The following is a 19,930-nucleotide window of genomic DNA, read 5'->3' on the forward strand; positions in this document are numbered from 1 at the left end:
AGCGTTCGCCGTGAGGCTCTGGCGCATTTTCTAGCCCGCCGCTTCAACCGGCTCGCGATCGTCGCCGAACATGCCACGGTAACGGCGGACGCCGGAGATCTTCCCGTGCTGCGCCGCCTGCTCTACCAGTTCCACGCCTTGGCAGAGGCGATGTGGAAAGTGCAGCTGGGACTGCAACCGCATAACCCGTATCCTGCGACCGAAGTCGGCCTCGTAGCCGTCACCGATGCGTGATGGGCAGGTCGCCCGGCCCGCGAGGCACAGTGATGCGTCGCACCGTTATTCACCGTCCTTCGTGGTTCTTCCAGCGTCTGCCGCCGCGCTCGGCCAGGGCAGCGCGCGACGTCCGACGCCGTCAGAGCCAGTCGCGGTGCTTGAACACCGCATACAGGACGCCGCAGACGATGGCCATGAGCGCCAGCGCGAACGGGTAGCCGAGCAGCCAGTGCAGTTCGGGCATGTGGCGGAAATTCATCCCGTAGATCGTGCCAACCAGGGTCGGCGCGAACAGGATGGCCGCCCACCCGGAGATCCTCTTGACCTGCTCGTTCTGCGCGTATCCCGCTTCGGACAGGCGTCTCATCTCCTCGTTCTGCGCCTGGCCGACGAGGGCGGCGTTGACCGTCAAGATGTTCTGGAGGTTCTGCCGGAAGCCGTCCACGCGTTCCACCACGATGGTGGCGTGGTCATGGATGTCGCGCAGGTACCGGTGTATCTCCTCGTCGATGCCGCGCTTCACGAACTCGGCCGACACCTCGGCCAGCATCGGGATCAGCGGCCGGGCGGCGCGGTGGAACTCGATGACCTCGCGGGAGAGTTCGTAGATGCGCCGGGACACGGCAGGCTCGCCGTCGAAGACCTCGGTCTCGATCTCGTCGATCGCGTTCTGCAGTCCGGCGATGACGGGTGCGTAGCCGTCCACGGCCGCGTCGAGGATCGCGTACAGCACGGCCTGGGGCCCCAGGGCCAGCAGTTCGGGCTCGGCTTCCAACTCCCTGCGCACGGAGGCAAGGTCGGGCGACTCGCCGTGCCGCACCGTCAGCACGAAGTTCTCGCCGATGAACGCGTGCACCTCTCCGAAGTCGACCTCCTCGGTCCGGTCCAGGTACCGGGCGGTGCGCAGCACCACGAACAGGTTGTTACCGTACCGTTCCAGCTTGGGACGCTGGTGCGCCACGATCGCGTCCTCGATCGCCAGCTCGTGCAGGCCGAACCGCTCGGCCAGCGACCACAGCTGGGCCTGCGACGGGCGGTCGAGCCCGATCCAGGCCATGGCCCCGTCGCCCATCGCCGCCAGTTCGCGGTAGGTGTCGGTCAGGCTCGCCGGGGACCGGCGGCGGACGCCCTCCACGTAGATGCCGCTGTCCACCGGGCCGTCGGTGTCGGCCCAGTACGGTTCCGCCGGACGGGGATGCATCATGTGCTCGGGTGCGAGCTGCTCTTCGCCTCCCGGTTCGCCGGGCCGGAGGGGCCGCTGTTTGAGCGGCCGCACACGCCGATCGACCACCAGACCTCCACATGGGACGGGCCTCGCCGTGGGGTTCTCCACGCCAGTGTCCATAGTGTCGCTGTCACCCCTCGATGCCGTCGGCGCCGCGCGGGCGGTCATTCGGTGGTGACGGCGCGGATAATGCCGATCTCTGGCGGCGCGGCGGCCGGGGAACACCCTGGCTAGGACGCAGGCCAGAGCCGCGGCGGCCAGGAAGCCGAGCTCGCCGTGGGCGACGAACTTTTAGCCGCTGGCCAGGTGGGAGACGTCTGGGGACGCGCCGCCATCCGACATGCATCCGTCGACATTGTCATCGCAGATCATTCGCCTTTTGCGAGTGGGACTTCCGGCCCTTCCGGGCTCTCGGTCGCCCTCGGACGATGAAGATGAACCGCCATTGAGGGAGGCCCGCCATGAAGGCCAAGGAATGGGGCGTGGAGCTCTACATCGCCGAAGACGGCACGGACACCGCCGCGCGCGCCGTCCTTCTCAGCGGCAGTGAGAAGAAGACCACTGGACATGGCCGCGCACGCCGCAACCCTGTTGACCGCAAGGTCCCGGAGATCGGCGACGAGCTCGCGGTGAGCCGGGCGCTGGCCGATCTGGCCGACCGGCTCCACCAGATCGCCAGCGAGGACATCGCCCAACTCGCGGGTCCGCAGTGAACACCGACCTGGACGGCTCCGGTCCTCAGGGCCGGGCCGTCTCGACCGGGTCGCCGGGCCTTCAATACCTCGGGCTCGTGGCGGTCGCAGCGGTGGTGACGTCCGGTGCCCTGCGGCTCGGCGTTGCGCCCCTCCTCGTGCTGTTCTGCGTGATCGCGCTGGCCGTCCTGCTCCTCATGACGAAACTCGCGAGCGTCGTCCACGACGCCAGACGAGCCCGGGACTGACGTCGCCGAGGCGCCGGTTGCGGCGTCGGTGAATGGGGTGACGGAGACGCGGCTGGACAGCTCGTCCGTCCCGGCGGGTTTCATCACCCTCCGCAGTGCCTCCGAGGGATCTGCCACCGGCCGACCGCCGTCTCTACGCCGAGTCGATCGCGTGCCCGGAGCGCGGGCCACTGCTCGTCGGCACCCCGGCGAGCAGCGGGACGAGGACGTGCTGACCGCCGCCGCGGCGGCGCTGTCGAGTGGCACTCGGTCGAGTGTCGGTGTCAATGATTCGCCGACGGGTCAAGCCGGTCGATCTGAACGATGACCAAGTGGGTGTACTGACTGCAGTAACAGCGCCACAGCCGGTGACGACGGGGGGGGAGATTCGAGGCCTGACCAGGATCGATGGAGGCCCGGATCGAGCCGCCGATCAGACGGCGAGCAGACGGAGGGACGAACCCGGGCAGAACCGGCGGGCGGCATACCGGGCGAAATTTGTGTTTGCCCTGGTGAGGGGTGGTGGGTCGCGTGGGACTCGAACCCACAGCCTACGGATTAAAAGTCCGAAATTGTCGTGTCGGAACGGGTTGCACACTGGCATTGCATGCCGAACCGTCCGCATCTCGCCCGATTTCCCTGCTGTTCAATGTCACTGCATGCCGATCCGTTTCGAAACCGCCGAGCCGACAACGAGCCGCCATGGACCGTTGGTGATCTCGCGGGTTGCTTGGCGGCGGTCTTTCGCCTGGCCTGCACGGATGAAGCTTCCGGCAAGTGCAGGGCCACCGGTGACGAGGTCTACAGGCAAAGCACGGACCCGCATCAAGAATTGGAACAACGCGGCGCGAGCCATGTCCTGCGGTCGCCTCCAGCCACCGCGTCGCCTTGGGCGTCGGGCCCCGCCGCGCCGACCAGGCTCCCGCCCCTCTAGGCATGGCCGGCGCGGGTGCCGCCTTCGTGGGTGGCGTACAGATCAGGGTGCAAGTTCGTCGCTGACCCAGGCGGCCCTCAGTGGTTGGTTTCCACACTTCGGGAATCGGCCCTACCCGAGAGTCGGGATTAGCTCAGGTCGTCCTCGCGCAAGAGGTCCTGCATCCGTTTCACCAGTTGTTCGAGTTGGGCATGGACGTCCGGCCCTTCGTTCGGCGCCGAACGATCGCTGACCCGAGAATTCGGCTGAGGAGGCAGCGACGCATAGGCAACGCAAATCGGTTTTTCTCCCTCCTCGTTGAGCCCAGACCGTTCAGGCTTCGTGCGCTCGATGGGAAGAGGCTCGAAATCTTTACGCTCGATCATCCCGATGTCCCACTCGATCACGCGTTCGTACACACCCTCGGACACAATCAGGGCGAAGTCGCCCTGTTCGAAACGCGCTCGGAGGGCAGGAGCATCGAGCAGGCGGAAGAGGAGGTTCAAGTCGGGACCGACCACACGATGATCATCATGGATGAGGTCTCCGGTGTGAATCGCCATCCGCAGGCGCAGTTGCTGCTTTGTGGAAAGCGCTTTGTTAATCTGCCCCAGTCGCTTACTGATCTCGGGAGCCAGAGAGATGAAAAAGAGCGTGTCTCATGTGGGCTGTTTGGCGAGTTTCTTGTACAGGTGATGGCGGCTGCCAGGACGAGGAAGGCGTTGAACAGGTGGCCGTGGCGTTCGTAGCGGAGGCTCAGCGAAGAAGAGATTGCGGCAGCACTGGCAAAGGACAAGGCATGGCTCGGGCGTGTCAACTTCGGCAAGGCCGTAGAGCGGGCCGCAGCCGAGCATCCGGACATTGCCAACAACTTCCTGGCTGTCGGTGGAAAGTCGATGCCGGACTTCGTCGGCCTTAGAAACCTCCTCATGTACGAAGTCACGACCAACTCGTCAAGCGCATTCTTTCGTCATATAAACCGGCCTTACGTCGATCCTCGCTACTACATCGACTATCGTCAGGTACCCTTCGGTAGCGGACGGTTGCCGCGGACGGCCCACGTGGAGCCGAAGTTTCCCTAGTGATAAAGGTATTGCCATGATCGTTCGGCGCGGCCAGGTCATCGTCGGCCAGCGCGCAGGTGCAGGAACATCCATCGAAGGGATGTTGATCGAGGAGTGTGAGATCACCGGCTGCAGAATCGATCTACCTGGAGACCCGCGCCAGCGGCCTCGTTTCACTAGGCTCACACTGGTCAACAATGTTATTGACCAGATGGCGGTACAGGGAGCACTGATCGAAGATTCGACGGTCGACGGTGTTCGAATGCTTAGTGATCGACAACTTTTCGTGATAGCTGGCTGTGTCTTTTGCCACGTCACGTTTCGCGGGACGTTCCATGTGACCAACGTGCTCGGTGATCTGCTCGACTCCGCCCCTAATTCGACGAAAGAAGCCTATCGAGAAGCGAACACTTCCTTTTATCAGAACCTGATAAAAGCGGGCGACTGGGCTCTCGATATATCCGAAGTGCAGGGGGAGGTCAGTATACGTGGGATCCCCTCCCAAGTGATTCGTAGAAACCCTGAGACTCAGATCGTTATGACATTCGAGCAGGCGCTTCTTGGGGAGTGGCGCACCATTCAAGGTGTCATGGAAAGCGTTATCGGGGTGAAAATTGGCATGTTGCTGGACAATGGATGGCCTGACGTGATCCTTGCGACGGGGAGGCACCGGACACGTTTTGTGGACGAACTCAAAATACTTCGGGAGTTGCAGCGGGCCGGTGTGGCACAACTCGATTAGGCTCGGGGGTGTCCCAATGGGATTCGAAAGCGGCTTGGGCCGCCTGAGCGGTGATTTTTTGGGCGGGTTGGTAGGGCTGCTCGTCGCGGAGCATAGTACGGCAGTCCGAGATCGTGATCTGTGTGGACCGGCAGGCGCTGTAACGTGAGACAGCCGCCCGGTGATCTTGATGTGTGACGATCAATGATCTGGGGGCGGCTGCCGCCGCCATGGTAGAGGCTGAGGCGGTCGATGGCCATCTTGATGACCTGATGGCGGACATGGCCAGGTGTTTTCGCAGGTGGGAACCCCGCGCCCAAGCCCGCAAATATGTACGCGCGTTGATGAGCGATCTGCCGCGCAAGAACTGCTGGAGCATCGCCGAACACGCCGGGGACACCACGCCCGGCAGGATGCAGCACCTGCTGGGCGGCGCCAAATGGGACACGATGGGCGCGATGGTCGCCGTCCGGACACTGGTGTGCCAGCGGCTGGACGACGGCGACGCGGTCGTGATCCTGGACGAGTCCGGGCAGGAGAAGAAGGGCACCGACACCGTTGGCGTCAAACGCCAGTACGTCGGCTGCGCGGGCCGGGTCTCCAACGCCATCAACGTCGTGTACTGCAGTTTCGCCACCGCCGCCGGACACGCCCTGGTCGGCGCCCGCCCGTATCTGCCCCGCGAGCAGGCCGCCGGCCCCGACCGCCGCGAACGCGACCGGGTGTCCGAACACGTGGTGTTCGCGACTCCCTGGATTTTCTGGGCTTTCATCACCGGCTCGTCAGATCCCGAGGCGTCAACGGCAGACGTGGCTTTGTGTTCCTCGCGCGCTGGCCCACCGACAGGGCCATGCGGCACGCCCGCGACCGGATCCGGGAGATCACTGACCGGAGCAGGCTGCCGCGACGCAGGGGAAGCCGTGGATGGTGTATCGCTGAGGCTCAGTGACGCTCTGGTCTTGTGCTCGCACTCGTCGGTGGCGACCTGGAGAGACCGTTGGCAAGGTGCGCCACGCCGAGCGCCGAACTGGCGTTGGCCCGGGGGGCTCGTCCAGGATGATGTTCAGTGTTTTTAGACGTCCGTTCGCCGTATCAACGTTTTCGATTGTCAGGACGGGGCGGAGCGCCAGCAGGTCTCGGGGCTTCGCCGTGGCGGAGCAAGTAATAGGCAACGTTCATTTGTGGGGCTGGACCGGGCGTGGTCCAGCCACGGGCAGAGGGGATCGGGCGCGATCCCGGAGGGGTGAGGCATACGGTCGAGGTAGGCAAGTCGGTGTCGGGTTCGGGGGTACCGCGGAGGCGGCGTTCGGTTCGGTCGCAGCAGCGGAGTCGGTCGGTGAGGATCGCGCTGTCGGAGCAGGAGTATGCGGTTTTGGCGGCTGCGGCGGCGAACGAGGGGCTGGCGTTGGGGGCGTTCGCTGCGCAGGCGAGTTTGGCGGCGGCGCAGGGGCGAGTGGTTTCGGAGTACGCGGTGCTGCGGGAGGCGTTGGCGGCGGTGTTGTTCGCCGCCGGGCAGGTGCAGCGAATCGGCGTGAATCTCAATCAGGCCGTTGCGGCGTTGAATTCCGGTGAGCTGGTCGAGCAGCTTCGCTGGTACGTGCAGGCGGCGGCGCGCAGCATTGACCGACTCGATGAGCTGGCTCAGGAGTTGCGGCATCGGCTCCCGTGACCGGTCGGCCGGGGGTCGTGGTTGATCGGGAAGATCCGTCGCGGAGAACGTGTCCAGGGGCTGCTGCGCTACCTGTACGGTCCTGGCCGGCACGAGGAGCATCGCGATCCCCATATGGTGGCGGGCTTCCGGAGCGCGCCGGAGCTGGAACCGGGTGTGCGGGCGGATGGGAGCCGGGATTTTCGGCGTTTGGACGCGCTGCTCACGCAGCCGTTGGCGCTGCTGGGGGAGCGGAACTATCGGCAACCGGTGTGGCATCTTCCATTGCGGGCGGCGCCCGAGGACCTGGTCATGTCCGATCAGCAGTGGGCCCGGATCGCTCATGAGGTGATGGACCGGGTCGGGCTCGCTCCGGACGGGGACTTCGGTGCGGTCCGGTGGGTGGCCGTCCGGCATGCCGCCGACCATGTCCACATCGTGGCGACTTTGGCGCGCCAGGACGGCGGTCGGCCCGATGTGTGGAACGACGGCTACCGCGTCCGGGACGCTTGCCGCGCGGTCGAGCAGCGGTACGGGTTGCGGCGGACGGCTCCGGCGGACCGGACGGCGGCGCGGCGGCCGAGCCGGGGCGAGATCGAGAAAGCCGCCCGACACGGCCGGCCGCTACCGTCCCGCACGCTTCTGCGGCGCACAGTCCAGACGGCGGCGGCCGGAGCCAGCAGTGAAACGGAGTTCTTCCGGCGGCTGCGTGACGAGGGTGTCCTGATCCGCTGGCGTTTCAGCGAGCGGACGGCCGGCGAGATGACCGGCTACGCCGTCGCCCTCCCCGACGATCTGAACGGCGATGGACGTCCCGTTTGGTACGGCGGCGGGAAGCTCGCTGCCGACCTCACTCTGCCCAAGCTTCGCCGCCGGTGGACGGGCGCGGACGGGTCCGTCCGCGCTTCGTCCCCGTTCCGACCGCTGGATGGACGGCATCTGTCCGAGCGGACGAGACGGGCCGTGCTGCGGACGGTCGTCCGCCGCGCGGTGGACGAGTCGGCGACGACCAACGAGTTCCTCGACCGGCTCCGGGGCGAGGAGCTTCTGGTCAAGCTGCGCTACAGCCAGATCGTTCACGGGCAGATCACCGGCTACGCCATCGCTTTCGCCCCTGAACACGATGGCGAAGAGCCCACGTGGTATCCCGGCAGCCGTCTCGCCGATGACCTATCACTATCCCGTCTCCGCCAGCGCTGGGCCACGCCTCTCGCGCACCGCGAGCCGACCGCCGACCACGATGAGCTGACGCCGGAGGAGCGCCAGGCGTTCTACGACGACGCATCCCGCGCCGCCGCCTTCGCCACCGCCGAGATCCGGCGGCACCTTGTCACCAACCCGCATGCCGCACAGGACGCCTGCTGGGCAGCCTCTGATGCCCTCCACGTCGCAGCCCGAGCCACCGGCAACCGTCACCTCCACCGTGCCGCCGATGCCTACGACCGCGCGGCCCGCGCCTCCCACGGCCGCATCCCCTTTCCGACTCCGGCGGGCAACGCGCTGCGCACCACAGCCCGCCTGCTCGCGCTCACTGGCACAGCGAAGGACCGAACGGTGGTGTCGATGATGCTGCTCATCGCCAACTTCATCACCCTGCTCGATACCCTCGCTCAGCTGCGCCACCTTCAGGGACGTCACGCCCAGGCCGACGCCGCTCGAAGGGCCGCCGCGCACACGCGACAAGCACGACCAGCAGGCCATGCCCCCGCACCCACGCCGGCCGGCCCGAACGCACAAGCGCGCCTGGCCATGGCCGCCTTCCCGAATGCGTGGGCTCCGCTGCCGCAGAATGCACAGAGCAGAACAGCGCCGTCGGCTCCTACGGGCCCAGTCCGCCCCGGTCGACGACGGCCGTGATCGAACGGCTCTCGATCGCGACGCCTGCCAGCCTCATCTCAGGGAGGGGCTGCTTCTCGCCTGTCGCTCATCCGGGCTCTCGGAGCTGGAGGATGGCGCGCTCGCAGGCTTCCGGGTCGGCGGTGTGGAGCAGGTCCAGAAATCCGTCCAGGTCGGACGCCGAGATCAGGACGCGCCTCGTCGCCCTCCAGATCCCTTCTCGATCCAGCGTGATCGACCATTCCGGGAAGAGGTACTGCAGTAGCAGCAACGTGACTCGCATCGTCTCGTCACCGGAGCGTGGTCCCAGCGCTCTTTGCCTTCCATCTCGCATGATCAGGGCAGCTTGGCCCAGACGACCTTGCGGTCTCCGGCGAGGCGTTTGACTCCCCACTCGTGCACGAGCTCCGCCATGAGCTGCAGACCGCGGCCGGAGGTGGCGGCGTCGTTCTGGGGCTGGACGGTGGGATGGCCCGTACCGGTATCCGATACCTCGATCACTGGTTGCCCATCGTCCGGGTCGAGGAAGAGCCGGACGACGATCGGGCCTTCGCCGTGCCTGTAGGCGTTCGTGGTCAGCTCGCAGACCACGAGGCGGCCTGTGTAGTCGTCGGTGATGCCCCAGCCGGCGAACTGTTCGGCGAGGAACCGGCGCGCAAGGCGTGGTGCCTGATCGGTGGAATCGAGGACGAGCGTCGGGACTTCAGGAGCTTGCGGTGCTGCGTACATCGGCACGACCTTCGCTGCCAGGACGGTTTTCGGTAACTCACCGCACAGACTGAACTCCGCCGCGTAGCGTTACCACCGAAGCGCCCCAGCACACACGTGGCGCTGACGATCGCTGGTAGGTGGGTTCCCCTCGCTCACGTGGAGGCGAAGCAGTGGCCGCACGCAAACCGACATCGAAGACCGTCTCCTTCGGCGCAGAGGTCACGCGCCTCCGAGAAGAAGCAGGGCTCAATCGGACGGAACTCGCAGCACGGGCAGCAGTCACCCGCAGCTACATCTCGCAGGTCGAGTCCGGACGCACCAAGTGCCGCAGGGACTTCGCCGAACGACTGGACAAGGCGCTGGACTCGGGTACCGCCCTGGTCGATGAATGGGACGAAGTCCTGCGTTCCAGCAGCTACCCGAAGTTCTTCGCAGACTTCCCGCGAGCCGAGGCGTCCGCTGACTCGCTGCGCGCGTTCGAGACCAGGATTGTCTACGGGCTCCTCCAGACCGAGCCGTACGCGAGAGTGATCCTCGGCAACGATGAAGCCGTCCTCGACCGGCTGCGGCGTCAGAGCACCCTCACCAAGCCGAATGCCCCCACCGTGTTCGTTGTGCTGGACGAGTCCGTCCTTCTCCGCGAGGTCGGGTCGCCAGAGATCATGCGCGAGCAGTTGGAGCATCTGATCGAGATGTCGGAGCGTGAGAACGTCACGATTCAGATCGCTCCGATTGGCTACCAGCGGGATGCCCGGGCCGCCTTCACCATCGCCACGCAACCCGACCGCAGCGAGGTGGCGTACATCGAGAGCAGTATCGGCGGCGAGACGACTTTGGAGCCGAAAGACCTCACGATCGTCAGTGAGATCTTCAGTAGGCTTCAGGCGGAGGCGCTTTCGCCGAAGGCGTCGGTCGAGCTGATGCGGAAGGTTGTGAAAGAGCGATGGACGTGACCTGGCGCAAGTCGTCGTGCAGCGGTGAGGCCGGAGACAACTGCGTCGAACTGGCCGACCTCGGCGAGGCCGTGGGCATCCGCGACAGCAAAGACCCGGCCGGCGCCAAGCTCACCCTGCGCCGCGACGAATTCGCGAGCCTCCTGGCGACTCTGAAGCGCTAACGCCCGGACATGACACCGAGGAAGCCCCGGCCCGCGAGGGACCGGGGCTTCTGTTGTTTGCCCTCTGTCGGCACACGCCGTAAGCAGGCCAGGGAATCGGGGTGCCGCGAGGCTTCGTTGCTGATCGACGCGTAAACGGGCGCCTCGGCGCGGGGGCAGGGCCGGAAGTAGCCCAGGGGAGGCGGCCGGGTTCCATGAAGGACCCGGCCGCCGTGAGATGACCTCGCGGCGCCGACCCGCGGGGCCGCCCGTGCGGGTGATCGAGAGGACTCGGGATCGATCGCGGGTCGCCGAGGGGCAGACGGACCGACGGCGGGACGTGTGAACATCCGGTGGGCCGGAGCGGGCGGATGCCCGGTCTTCCTGGTCCCGTGTGAACCGGTCGAGTGCCGCGAGGGGCGGCCGAGTTCACTAACGAACGGCTAACAAACGATCAAGAGGCCGGTCCTCCGGGTGGAGGAAACGGCCTCTGAGCTGGTGTTTCTGTGTCGGGACGGCGGGATTTGAACCCACGACCCCTTGACCCCCAGTCAAGTGCGCTGCCAAACTGCGCCACGTCCCGGTGCCCGCTTGAGCGGGCTTGATTACTGTAGCGCAGTCTGCGGGGTCGTGCGTACTGAGATACGGGCCCGCGGATCTCTGGTAGGCAGGCCTGATGGTGTCTTTGCGGGCAGGGCTGGCCGGGCTCGTCTGCCTGGGGCTGGTGTGCGGGTGCGGGGGCGGGGGAGGGGCTCGGGCGGTGAGTGAGAGTCCTGAGGCCGGGAGGTCGGCGTCGGAGACGCCGGAGGCTTCTCGGGCCGTTGTGCGGGTGCCGGAGGGGGTTCGGGCGTCCTTTGTGGTGTTCGATCGGGTGGCCGGGCGCGTGGTGGTGGAGCGGCGGCCGCAGCAGACGTTTCGGTCGGCCTCGCTGGTGAAGATCCTGATGGCGCTGGACTACATGCGCGAGCATCGGGTCTCGGCGGATGACCGCGCGTTGATGAGGGGCATGCTGAGGTCGAGCGACGACGGGGCGGCGACCGAGTTGTGGCGGCGGGGCGGGCAGAAGGAGATCATCGAGCGGATGGTGCCGCGGGTGGGGTTGCGGGAGACGGCGCCGCCGCCCGCGGACAAGCCCGGGTTCTGGGGGTACACGGCGCTCAGTGCGCGGGATGTGGTGCGGACGTACCGGTATCTGCTGGAGGAGGCGCCGGAGGCGCACCGGGAGTTCGTGCTGGAGCAGTTGCGGAAGTCGACGCGGTGCGGGACGGACGGGTTCGATCAGACGTTCGGGATTCCGCGGGCGCTGGAGCGTCCGTGGGCCGTGAAGCAGGGGTGGTCGGGGTTCGGGGACGCTCCGGCGGGGCCGTGCCGGGGGGCGCGGCCGGCGGCGTGGCGGCCGGATCTCGGGCTCGGGCGGCCGGTGCTGCACACGACCGGGCTGGTGGGGGAGCGGAAGATCGTGGTGGTGCTGACGCTGCATCCGGCGGGGACGTCGTTCCGGACGGCGGCGGCGCGGATCACGGTGCTGACGGAGCAGGTGTACCGGGCAGGGTGACCTGGGTCACATGGCGGGGAACGGTTGTCTCCCTGAAGGGTCACCGGAAGCGGTGGGCGAGCGGTGGCAACGGAAAACCCGGGCAAAGATCTGGACTGTTTACTCGGTTCTGGGCGAATAGTCCTTCGCTGACGTATGTAGCTTTTTTCTCCCAGGGCATGTGACGCCGAACGGGGGTCAGGGTTGGCGGAAGCGGAGGGCGCCTTCGGGCAGCCCGGGGTGCACGCTGCGGACGTGGACGACCTGCGGGACGCCGCGCATGACCGCGCGGTGCTGTCCGAGGCGCGGGTCGTGCTGGCGCGGCGGCTCGGGATTCCTACGGGGGAGGCCCTGCAGCATCTGATCTGGCTCGCCCGGGACCTGGACATGGAGCTGTCCGAGGCGGCGTCCCTGCTGGTGAAGGACGGCGGCGCCGGGCAGGTGGGGGCCGTGTTGGCCGGACGCCGCGCGCCTCGCGCCGAGGGAGGCACGGCGGAGCGGCAGGCGGTGCTGTCGGAGGCCGAGGAGGTCCTGCGCCGGGTGACGGCCGAGGACACCGCGGGAGACGCCGAGATGCTCGCCGGGGTGCCGGACGATCCGATGGCGCGGGCGGTGCTGGACGCGACGCTCGACTCGTCGGCCCATCTGATCCCGGTCAGGGGGGCGGACGGCAATGTGACGGACTTCCTCTTCGCCGACCTCAACGGCGTCGCCCGGGACATGTTCGGGCGCGGCAGGGAGGAGTTGCAGGGGCTGCGGCTGCTGCAGACGGAGCCGGGCGCGGTGCTGAGCGGGCTCTTCGACGATTACGTGGAGGTGCTGGAGTCCGGCAATCGATTGGAACGTTCCTCTTTCCTTTACTCCACCGCCCAGGGCGGCCTGTCCCGCTCGTCCCGGGTGAGCGTGCGGTGCGTCCGGGTGCCGACCGGCCTCTGCACGACGTGGCGGTACCACTACGCCGAGGACCGGACGGTGCGGCGGCTGGAGCGGGTCGAGCGGCTCGCCCTGATGGGGTTCGGCGAGTGGGACCTGGCGACCGGGGACGCGGACTGGACGCCGCAGATGCTCGCCAATTACGGGCTCACCTCCGACCAGGTTCCGCCGATGCCGCAGGATCTTCCGAAGGTCGTGGCGGAGGACGATCTCCCGCTGGTCGAGGAGGCCGTGCAGACGATGTTCTCGCGGCGGGAGCCGGTGGAGGCCGAGCACCGTGTGATCGGCCAGGACGGGACGCCGCGGCACCTGTGGATCTTCGCCGAGCCGGTACTGGGCGACTCCGGGCTGCCGGTCTCGATCAACATCGTCTCGCAGGACATCACGCGGCGGCGCGGGGTGGAGCGGGCGCTGGCGGAGACGCGGCGGCAGATGCTGAAGCAGCAGGAGCGGATGGCGCAGGAGCGGCGGGTGGCGGTGACGCTGCGCCGTGCGATCCTGCCGGACGAGGACGAGTCGGAGCGGCTGCCCGGCCTGGTCAGCTCGATCCGGAGCCTGGCGGCGGAGAGCACCGCCCGCATCGGCGGGGACTGGTACGCGACCCGCGTGCTGCCGGACGGGCGGGCGTTGTTCGCCATCGGCGACGCGGCCGGGCACGGGCTGCCCGCGGCCGCGGCGATGGCGCGCAGCCGTAACGGGCTGCTGGGCCTCGCCTGCACGGGGGAGCCGGCGGGACGGCTGGTGGGGTGGCTGAACGAGCTGGTGAGCACCATGGATCCGCCGGCGACGGGGACCGCCGTCGTCGGCCATTTCGACCCGGCGCGCCGCGTCATGGAGTGGACGTGCGCGGGGCATCCGCCGCCGATCCTGATCCGGGACGGGCGGGCGGCGCCGCTGGAGGTCTTCCGCGACCCGATGCTCGGCGCGATGCCGGGCTGGGAGTACACGATGATGACCACCCGCCTCGACCCCGGCGACATGCTCTTCCTCTACACCGACGGCCTGGTGGAGCGCAGGGACGCGGATCTGGACGAGCGGATCGCCCGCCTCACCGACATCCTGCGGGACTGCTCGTCGCGGCCGGAGACGGTGCTGGACGAGGTGCTGGCGCGGATGGAGCATGACCGGGCGGCGGACGACACCACCCTCTTCGCACTGCGCGTGGAGTGACGAGAACCATCTTTGACCTGCGAAAATATCATCGTGTGACTTAGGTCTCCCGTGAGGGGGCCGTGACCGGCCGGCATGTGGCGCGACGCCGTGTGCCGGCCGTCGCCGTCCGCGGGTTCTTTACCTTTTCCCTGGTGGGCGGGAGCCCCCTGTGGAAAGGGGCTGAGGGGCTGTCGCCGAATGATCGGGAAGACATCCGGCCCTGACACTGTTGGTGGTGTCTTGGAAGGCCTTTGAGCAGGCAAGACGGAGTTTTGTCGGTGATTTGCTTTCCTTGAGAAGGTTGGTACCTTCGATTCGAATCCCGCAACGCACCCCATGCGTTGCCACCGGCCGTTCCATGTACACGGCCGAGGATCGCGGAGCGGAACCCGCACGCGATGCGCGCCACAGATGCGCGCCACCTCATCGAGATCAGTCGCTGAGATCAATCCGAAAATCCAGCACCGCTTCCGCGGTGCGAGGCCGAGTCCGTCCCGGTCCACTCGACCGGTACGGAGCCGGGGACCCAGGTTCCAGGGGTGAATCGGCGCGCCCGAGAGTCGCGCCGTAGGGCTACTTCCATGCCCGAATCCGTCAGCTAACCCGGTAGGCGTCATGGGAGACAAGGAGATTCCCTGCATGACCGGTCGCTTTGATCGACTTTCCCTGAACAACATCACGGCCACCCTGAACGGGTTCACGGCCGAGGACAAGGCCGTCGGCGTCGCCGTCAGCGCGGTGCTCGCCGGAGCCGTCGGGCTCGCGGTCTTCAACCCCCTCACCGGTGACGCGGTGGCCGAGACCCCCGCCCAGGCGGCGGCCGCCGTCGCCGAACAGGGCACCGTCTCGTCGAACGAGTCCGCCGAGCGCTCCGCCGCCGACTACCTCGAGGCGGGCTACAAGGTTCCGCCGCGCGCGGTGAAGGCCTCCGAGGTGCTCGACCTGGCCGAGGAGCAGGTCGGCATCAGCGAGGGCCGGGACAGCCAGACCAAGTTCCACGAGTGGTACGTCTCGACCCCGCACGCCAAGGCCACCGCCCAGCGCGACGGCGGCTTCTCGGTCGACGCCTACAACGGCGCTCAGTGGTGCGACATGTTCGTCTCGTGGCTCGGCGCCCAGACCGGCGTCAAGAACATGGGCTGGGACGCCTACACCGTCCAGCACGCCTCCTGGTTCGAGGACACCGGCCGCTGGGGCAAGAAGGCCAAGCCCGGCTCGGTCGTGTTCTTCGACTGGGACAAGGGCTCCAGCATCAGTGCCATCGACCACGTGGGCATCGTCGTCAAGGACAACGGCGACGGCACCGTCAGCACCATCGAGGGCAACACCAACAACGCGGTGCAGAAGAAGGTCCGCGACAAGTCCCTGATCGTGGGGTACGGCTACCCCGACTACGCGGCCTGATCCATCCCGAGACCCGCGATCGGCGCACTCGCGCGCCGATGATCAGAAGGCGCCCGGCATCCCGCCGGGCGCCTTCTGGCGTTCGTGGCCGATCTGCCCCATGTCTCCGCCGAAGGCGGGTAATACCAACCGTTGACAGGCTTTGATCGCCCTTGGACCTTAGCGCGGCGTTCCTGGAAAGGAATCCTGCACGCGCGTCCGTTCGGCGCATGGAAGGGAGGACCCGAGAGCAGAAGGCCGGATCGGACGCCACTGCCGGAGGCCTGGGGGCGTCCCCCGGAACTCCAAGCCGTGAAGAGGAAGCCCATGCGCCCGGATGTCAGTGTAGTGGTGATCGCCTACAACGACGCGCGGAGGCTGCCGCGGGCCGCCGCGTCGTCACTGGGGCAGTCGCTGGGGTCCGTCGAGACGGTCATCGTCGACGACGCGAGCACCGACGGCACCGCGGAGGCCGCCGACCGGCTCGCCGCCGCGCATCCGGGGCGGGTCAGGGCCGTCCACCTGCCGTCGAACTCCGGGGGCTGCGGCCGCCCGCGCAACACCGGCATCGAGGCCTCAACCGGCCGGTACGTGATGTTCCTCGACAGCGACGACCTCCTGGACCGGCACGCCTGCCTCAACCTGCTCGGCACTGCCGAGGACACCGGCGCCGACATCGTGTCGGGCCGGTGCGACCGGGTCCTCCTCGACCGGCCGCGGGACGCGAAGGGACGCGTCCGCCCCTGGTATCCCCGGCTTTACGAGCGGCGGGCCGTGTACGGGTCGCTGAGCGAGAATCCCGATCTCCTCTACGACACGCTGTCGACCAACAAGGCCTACCGCCGGGGCTTCCTGGAGGAGCAGGGGCTGCGGTTCGTCGAGGAGCTGTACTACGAGGACCTGCTGTTCACCGCCGAGGCGTACCTGGCGGCGGGCTGTACCGCGCTGATCCCGCACCGGGTCTACACCTGGCTGGTCCGGGAGCCGGCGGCGGCGCCGTCCATCTCCAACAGGCGCGCCGAGCTGGCCAACTTCGCCGACCGGCTGGAGATCCACCGGCGCATCGACATGCTGTTCGCGCTGCGCGGCGCCCACGATCTCCGGCGGGCCAAGGACGTCAAGTTCATCAACCACGACCTGCTGCTCTACATGCGGGAGCTGCGCGGCCGCGACCGGGACTACCAGGCGGCGTTCCTCGACCTGGCGGCCGGCTATGTGGCCGAGCTGGACCCCCGGGCGTTCGAGGAGGCCAATCCGCTGTCCGCGATCGCCGCGTACCTGGCACGTGAGGGAGACCACGCGGGGGCGCTCGCCGCCGCCGAGTACGTCCCCGGCAGCCGGCCCGAGCTGCGCGCGCGGCTCGTGGAGCGGGACGGACGGGTCTTCTGGGGCGCCGGCCGCCCCCGCAGGACCCTCGGCCGCCGCATCCTGGACGTCACCGGCCTCGGCTTTCATCAGCGGCCGCTGAAGGAGCTGTGCCCGGGCAACACGGTGACGCGGCTGGAGATGCGCGCGGGACGCGTCCGGATGGCCGGGGACGTGCTCAACCCCCTGAACCGGATCCCCGCGGACGCCGAGCTGTCCGGCACGCTGGAGTTCTGCGACCGGCGCAGGCCGTCCCGCAGGGCGCGTGTCCGGGCGGCCGTCCGGCATGAGGGCGACCGGCTCGCCTGGCGGGCCGAGTTCGACCCGGCGAGCCGGATCCGGCCGATCGGGTTCATCGACCCGGTGTGGGACGTGCGGCTCCGCCTGCGGGTGGACGGCGAGGACGTGGTGACGAGGCCCGGCGCGGGACGGGGCTCGCCGCCGCTGGACGGCGTCCTGCTGCCCGTCCGGCCCCGGCTGACGCGGCTCGCCGCCGACCGGCTCCGTTCGCGCGTGTCCGGGCGCGGGCAGCTGGCGTTCGTCCTGGAGGCGGGGAGCCCGGGGGCGCGGCTCACCGGCGCGGTCGTGCGCCGCGCCGCCGTGTCCCCTGCCGGGCGGGCCGCCCGGCGGCGTGCGGGGCGCCTGGTCCGGCGCGTCCGCCGGACGCTCACCTCGCGCGGGACCAAGATCGTCGTCTTCAACCGGGTGCTGAGCCGGCTGCCCGTCCGGACGGGCCTGGTGGTCTTCGAGAGCCACATGGGCAAGCAGTACTCCGACAACCCGAAGTACATCCACCGGGAGCTGCGCCGGTCGGGCCGGCCGGTGCGGGCGGTGTGGTCGTACGCCTCGTCCCCGAAGGGGTTCCCCGGCGACGCCAGGCTGGTCCGGCGCGGCTCGTGGGCCTATTTCCTGGCCCTCGCGCGCGCCGAGTTCTGGGTGGACAACCAGGGCTATCCGGACCGCCTCCGCAAGCGGCGCGAGACCACCTACATCCAGACCTGGCACGGGTCGGCGTTCAAGCTGATGGGCGTTGACCAGCCGCGGCTCAAGAGCGCCCCGGCCGCCGAGCGGGCGCGGCTGCGGCGGATGGTGGAGCGCTTCGACTGCTTCCTCGTCCGGTCCGGGCACGACGTGGAGACCCTGTGCCGGGGCCTCGGTGTCCGCTCCGAGCTGCTCCCGGCCGGCTATCCCCGCAACGACCCCCTGGTCAACGGGGTGGACGGCGATCCGGAGCTGGCCGCCGAGGTCGCCGACCTGCGGGACTCGCTCGGGCTGGACGACGGCCGCCGCGCCGTCCTGTACGCGCCGACCTTCGCCACCGGCCCGGGCGGGCGTCCGGTCGGCGTGCTGGAGCCGCCCATCGACCCGGAGGTGTTCGCGCGGGAGCTGGGGGAGCGGTTCGTGCTGCTCATCCGGCCGCACTACCTGTGCCGGGCCGACCTCCCGCCCGGCGCCCGCGCGGTCATGCGGGACGCCGGCGCCGTGTCCGACGTCACCCCGCTGCTGCTGCTCGCGGACGCGCTGATCACCGATCACTCCTCGATCATGTTCGACTTCGCGCTGCTCGACCGGCCGATCATCCTGCACCTCCCGGACGGCAAGGACCTCACCCCCGGCTACTTCGACCTGGCGCCGCACGCGCCCGGGCCGATCACCCGCACCGAGGAGGAGCTCGTCGCGGCGCTCGCCGGCCTGGACGAGGCGGAGCCGCTCCACGCCGGCCGGCGCCGCGCGTTCGCCGCGCGCTTCGGCGAGCACGACCGGGGCACCGCCGCCCGGACGGTGGCGGACCGCTACTTCCCGCCCGCACGCCCGCAACGCCACAGGGGGAACAGGAATGGCCGCACCGCGTGACGTCTTCATCGTGTGCAACAACACCGACGGCATGGGCGGACTGCAGCGCTGGGCGCACCACATGGCGCGGCTGATGGCGGGACGCGGCGACCGCGTCACGCTCGTCGGGATCACCCGCGGGCCGGAGTCGTACCACCACGGCCGCGACGGCTCCTACGCCGTCGAGGTGCTGCACGAGGAGTGGCGTCCGCCCGCGATGGCGTGGCGCCCGAAGAGGCTCCGCCAGCGGATCGACGTGCGCGCACGCGGGCGGGACCTGTGGCGGGCGATGGCCCAGCGGCGCGGCGCCGCCCGCCTGTCGGAGCTCTTCGCCGCGGCCGGGCCGGGCTCGGTCGTCATCGTGGGGCAGGTGTGGGCGATGGAGTGGGTGAGGCTGGCCGACACGTCCGGGCTGCGCGTCGTGGGCATGAGCCACGAGTCGTTCGCGGCCACCCGCGCGTCGTCGCGGTACCGGCGGGTCAAGGAGCACTACGCGGACGTGGACCGGATGCTGGTCCTCACCGCCGAGGACGCCGACGCCTGGGCCAGGGACGGCATGACCAACGTGGACTACATCCCGAACGCGCTGCACGTCACCCCGAGCGTCCATCCCACGCTCGACCTTCCCGTCGTCGCCTGCGTCGGCCGCCTGTCGTACGAGAAGGGCGTGGACATGATGCTGGAGGCGTGGGAGCGGGTCGCGGCGCGCCGTCCCGGCTGGCGGCTGCACGTCTACGGCGGCGGGCCGGACGAGAACCAGCTGCGCGAGTGGGTGGACGCCGCGGGGCTGTCCGGCTCGGTGGAGTTCCGGGGCGTGGTCGCCGATGTCGAGGAGGCGCTCGTCGAGGCGTCGGTCTTCGCGCTGCCGTCGCGGGCCGAGGGCTTCCCGATGTCGGTGCTGGAGGCGATGGCGTACGGGCTGCCCACGGTCGCGTTCGACTGCGCGCCGGGCGTCCGGACCCTGATCGAGGACGGCCGGGGCGGCGTGCTCGTCGAGCCGGGCGACGTCGCCGCGTTCGCCGCTGAGCTGGACCGCCTGATGGGGGACCCGGAGCTGCGCCGCGCCGTGGGCGCCGAGGCCCGCGCGTCGGTGCTGCGGTTCCATCCGGACGCGGTGCTCGCCCGCTGGGACAGGCTCTTCGATCTCCTCCACCGCACCCTGCGGCCCGCGGGGGAACCGGTGAGGGACATGCCGAAGCGGCCCGTGCCGGCCACCGCGGCCTGCACGACGGACGGCACCGCGGAGGGCGCCATGGAGGGCGCCGCGGACGGCGCTGCGGAGGGCGAGGCCGGGCGGACGGCGGCGCGCGTCCCCGGGCCGGCGGACGGCCCCGCGGCGGAGCGGGCGGCGGAGCCCGCACCCGGGGGGTGATTCTTTCTA

At 68.9% G+C, this 19,930-nt stretch carries 19 protein-coding genes, 2 tRNA genes and 1 riboswitch; of the genes, 14 read left to right on the forward strand and 7 right to left on the reverse strand.

Annotated elements, in window-relative coordinates:
• The first annotated feature begins 105 nt into the window (after positions 1-105).
• On the forward strand, positions 106-234 hold the full coding sequence (locus AB0C35_RS26350) for a hypothetical protein (RefSeq protein ID WP_358460827.1): 129 nt from the start codon (positions 106-108) through the stop codon (positions 232-234).
• A gap of 121 nt (positions 235-355) precedes the next feature.
• On the opposite strand, the gene AB0C35_RS26355 is transcribed toward AB0C35_RS26350, so the two are convergent.
• Positions 356-1,507 (reverse strand): magnesium and cobalt transport protein CorA, encoded by a 1,152-nt coding sequence (locus tag AB0C35_RS26355; protein WP_358460830.1) that lies wholly within the window; start codon positions 1,505-1,507, stop codon positions 356-358.
• 395 nt (positions 1,508-1,902) lie between these two features.
• On the opposite strand from AB0C35_RS26355, the gene AB0C35_RS26360 reads away from it, so the two are divergent.
• Positions 1,903-2,154: a DUF1876 domain-containing protein gene (locus AB0C35_RS26360; protein ID WP_358460833.1), complete on the forward strand. Its 252-nt coding sequence runs from the start codon at positions 1,903-1,905 to the stop codon at positions 2,152-2,154.
• Entirely contained in the window at positions 2,151-2,381 is a 231-nt protein-coding gene (locus AB0C35_RS26365; protein ID WP_358460836.1) for a hypothetical protein, read from the forward strand. Before AB0C35_RS26360 ends, AB0C35_RS26365 begins: the two co-directional genes overlap by 4 nt.
• A gap of 499 nt (positions 2,382-2,880) precedes the next feature.
• Here AB0C35_RS26365 and AB0C35_RS26370 read toward each other — a convergent pair.
• The 3 genes from AB0C35_RS26370 to AB0C35_RS26380 all read right to left on the reverse strand — a co-directional run bounded on the left by AB0C35_RS26370 (position 2,881) and on the right by AB0C35_RS26380 (position 3,836).
• Positions 2,881-3,000 (reverse strand) — tRNA-Ser (locus AB0C35_RS26370).
• Between the two features lie 12 nt (positions 3,001-3,012).
• The gene (locus AB0C35_RS26375) at positions 3,013-3,216 is read right to left on the reverse strand and encodes a hypothetical protein (RefSeq protein WP_358460839.1); all 204 of its coding nucleotides are present in this window, start codon (positions 3,214-3,216) and stop codon (positions 3,013-3,015) included.
• Positions 3,217-3,422: 206 nt separating this feature from the next.
• On the reverse strand, positions 3,423-3,836 hold the full coding sequence (locus tag AB0C35_RS26380) for a hypothetical protein (RefSeq protein WP_358460842.1): 414 nt from the start codon (positions 3,834-3,836) through the stop codon (positions 3,423-3,425).
• 535 nt (positions 3,837-4,371) lie between these two features.
• On the opposite strand from AB0C35_RS26380, the gene AB0C35_RS26385 reads away from it, so the two are divergent.
• From AB0C35_RS26385 to AB0C35_RS26400, 4 genes are all read left to right on the forward strand, one after another.
• Positions 4,372-5,079 carry a hypothetical protein gene (locus AB0C35_RS26385; RefSeq protein WP_358460845.1) on the forward strand — a complete coding sequence of 236 codons (708 nt, stop codon included), beginning with the start codon at positions 4,372-4,374 and terminating at the stop codon, positions 5,077-5,079.
• Positions 5,080-5,252: 173 nt separating this feature from the next.
• Positions 5,253-6,134 carry a transposase gene (locus AB0C35_RS26390; protein ID WP_358460848.1) on the forward strand — a complete coding sequence of 294 codons (882 nt, stop codon included), beginning with the start codon at positions 5,253-5,255 and terminating at the stop codon, positions 6,132-6,134.
• Between the two features lie 260 nt (positions 6,135-6,394).
• Positions 6,395-6,727, forward strand: coding sequence for a hypothetical protein (locus AB0C35_RS26395; RefSeq protein WP_358460851.1), 333 nt, complete (start codon positions 6,395-6,397; stop codon positions 6,725-6,727).
• A 21-nt stretch (positions 6,728-6,748) separates the two neighbouring features.
• Positions 6,749-8,563 (forward strand): hypothetical protein, encoded by a 1,815-nt coding sequence (locus AB0C35_RS26400; RefSeq protein WP_358460854.1) that lies wholly within the window; start codon positions 6,749-6,751, stop codon positions 8,561-8,563.
• 67 nt (positions 8,564-8,630) lie between these two features.
• Here AB0C35_RS26400 and AB0C35_RS26405 read toward each other — a convergent pair whose 3' ends face one another.
• On the reverse strand, positions 8,631-8,825 hold the full coding sequence (locus tag AB0C35_RS26405) for a hypothetical protein (RefSeq protein ID WP_358460857.1): 195 nt from the start codon (positions 8,823-8,825) through the stop codon (positions 8,631-8,633).
• A 53-nt stretch (positions 8,826-8,878) separates the two neighbouring features.
• Positions 8,879-9,271 (reverse strand): ATP-binding protein, encoded by a 393-nt coding sequence (locus tag AB0C35_RS26410; RefSeq protein ID WP_358460860.1) that lies wholly within the window; start codon positions 9,269-9,271, stop codon positions 8,879-8,881.
• Positions 9,272-9,423: 152 nt separating this feature from the next.
• Here AB0C35_RS26410 and AB0C35_RS26415 point away from each other — a divergent pair, with 152 nt between their 5' ends.
• Entirely contained in the window at positions 9,424-10,206 is a 783-nt protein-coding gene (locus tag AB0C35_RS26415; protein WP_358460863.1) for a helix-turn-helix transcriptional regulator, read from the forward strand.
• The gene (locus AB0C35_RS26420) at positions 10,197-10,370 is read left to right on the forward strand and encodes a DUF397 domain-containing protein (protein WP_132054668.1); all 174 of its coding nucleotides are present in this window, start codon (positions 10,197-10,199) and stop codon (positions 10,368-10,370) included. Before AB0C35_RS26415 ends, AB0C35_RS26420 begins: the two co-directional genes overlap by 10 nt.
• A 488-nt stretch (positions 10,371-10,858) precedes the next feature.
• On the opposite strand, the gene AB0C35_RS26425 is transcribed toward AB0C35_RS26420, so the two are convergent.
• Positions 10,859-10,932, reverse strand: a tRNA-Pro gene (locus AB0C35_RS26425).
• 288 nt (positions 10,933-11,220) lie between these two features.
• On the opposite strand from AB0C35_RS26425, the gene AB0C35_RS26430 reads away from it, so the two are divergent.
• From AB0C35_RS26430 to AB0C35_RS26450, 5 genes are all read left to right on the forward strand, one after another.
• Positions 11,221-11,904, forward strand: a complete 684-nt coding sequence (locus AB0C35_RS26430; protein ID WP_358460866.1) for a hypothetical protein — start codon at positions 11,221-11,223, stop codon at positions 11,902-11,904.
• A 183-nt stretch (positions 11,905-12,087) separates the two neighbouring features.
• Positions 12,088-13,986 (forward strand): SpoIIE family protein phosphatase, encoded by a 1,899-nt coding sequence (locus tag AB0C35_RS26435; RefSeq protein WP_358460869.1) that lies wholly within the window; start codon positions 12,088-12,090, stop codon positions 13,984-13,986.
• 453 nt (positions 13,987-14,439) lie between these two features.
• Positions 14,440-14,597: riboswitch (cyclic di-AMP (ydaO/yuaA leader) on the forward strand.
• Positions 14,598-14,607: 10 nt separating this feature from the next.
• Entirely contained in the window at positions 14,608-15,372 is a 765-nt protein-coding gene (locus tag AB0C35_RS26440; RefSeq protein ID WP_358460872.1) for a CHAP domain-containing protein, read from the forward strand.
• Between the two features lie 306 nt (positions 15,373-15,678).
• Entirely contained in the window at positions 15,679-18,570 is a 2,892-nt protein-coding gene (locus AB0C35_RS26445; RefSeq protein ID WP_358460875.1) for a CDP-glycerol glycerophosphotransferase family protein, read from the forward strand.
• The gene (locus AB0C35_RS26450; protein WP_358460878.1) at positions 18,554-19,921 is read left to right on the forward strand and encodes a glycosyltransferase; all 1,368 of its coding nucleotides are present in this window, start codon (positions 18,554-18,556) and stop codon (positions 19,919-19,921) included. Before AB0C35_RS26445 ends, AB0C35_RS26450 begins: the two co-directional genes overlap by 17 nt.
• Positions 19,922-19,930: the final 9 nt, after the last annotated feature.

Origin of the sequence: Spirillospora sp. NPDC048819, from assembly GCF_040650055.1 — a bacterium.
In the GTDB taxonomy this organism is placed as follows: domain Bacteria; phylum Actinomycetota; class Actinomycetes; order Streptosporangiales; family Streptosporangiaceae; genus Spirillospora.

Coding starts and splice junctions, on each gene's coding strand:
- AB0C35_RS26360 (WP_358460833.1), top strand. CDS start 1,903: ATGAAGGCCAAGGAATGGGGCGTGGAGCTCTACATCGCCGAAGACGGC.
- AB0C35_RS26375 (WP_358460839.1), bottom strand. CDS start 3,216: ATGGCTCGCGCCGCGTTGTTCCAATTCTTGATGCGGGTCCGTGCTTTG.
- AB0C35_RS26380 (WP_358460842.1), bottom strand. CDS start 3,836: ATGGCGATTCACACCGGAGACCTCATCCATGATGATCATCGTGTGGTC.
- AB0C35_RS26385 (WP_358460845.1), top strand. CDS start 4,372: ATGATCGTTCGGCGCGGCCAGGTCATCGTCGGCCAGCGCGCAGGTGCA.
- AB0C35_RS26405 (WP_358460857.1), bottom strand. CDS start 8,825: ATGCGAGTCACGTTGCTGCTACTGCAGTACCTCTTCCCGGAATGGTCG.
- AB0C35_RS26410 (WP_358460860.1), bottom strand. CDS start 9,271: ATGTACGCAGCACCGCAAGCTCCTGAAGTCCCGACGCTCGTCCTCGAT.
- AB0C35_RS26420 (WP_132054668.1), top strand. CDS start 10,197: ATGGACGTGACCTGGCGCAAGTCGTCGTGCAGCGGTGAGGCCGGAGAC.
- AB0C35_RS26440 (WP_358460872.1), top strand. CDS start 14,608: ATGACCGGTCGCTTTGATCGACTTTCCCTGAACAACATCACGGCCACC.
- AB0C35_RS26445 (WP_358460875.1), top strand. CDS start 15,679: ATGCGCCCGGATGTCAGTGTAGTGGTGATCGCCTACAACGACGCGCGG.
- AB0C35_RS26450 (WP_358460878.1), top strand. CDS start 18,554: ATGGCCGCACCGCGTGACGTCTTCATCGTGTGCAACAACACCGACGGC.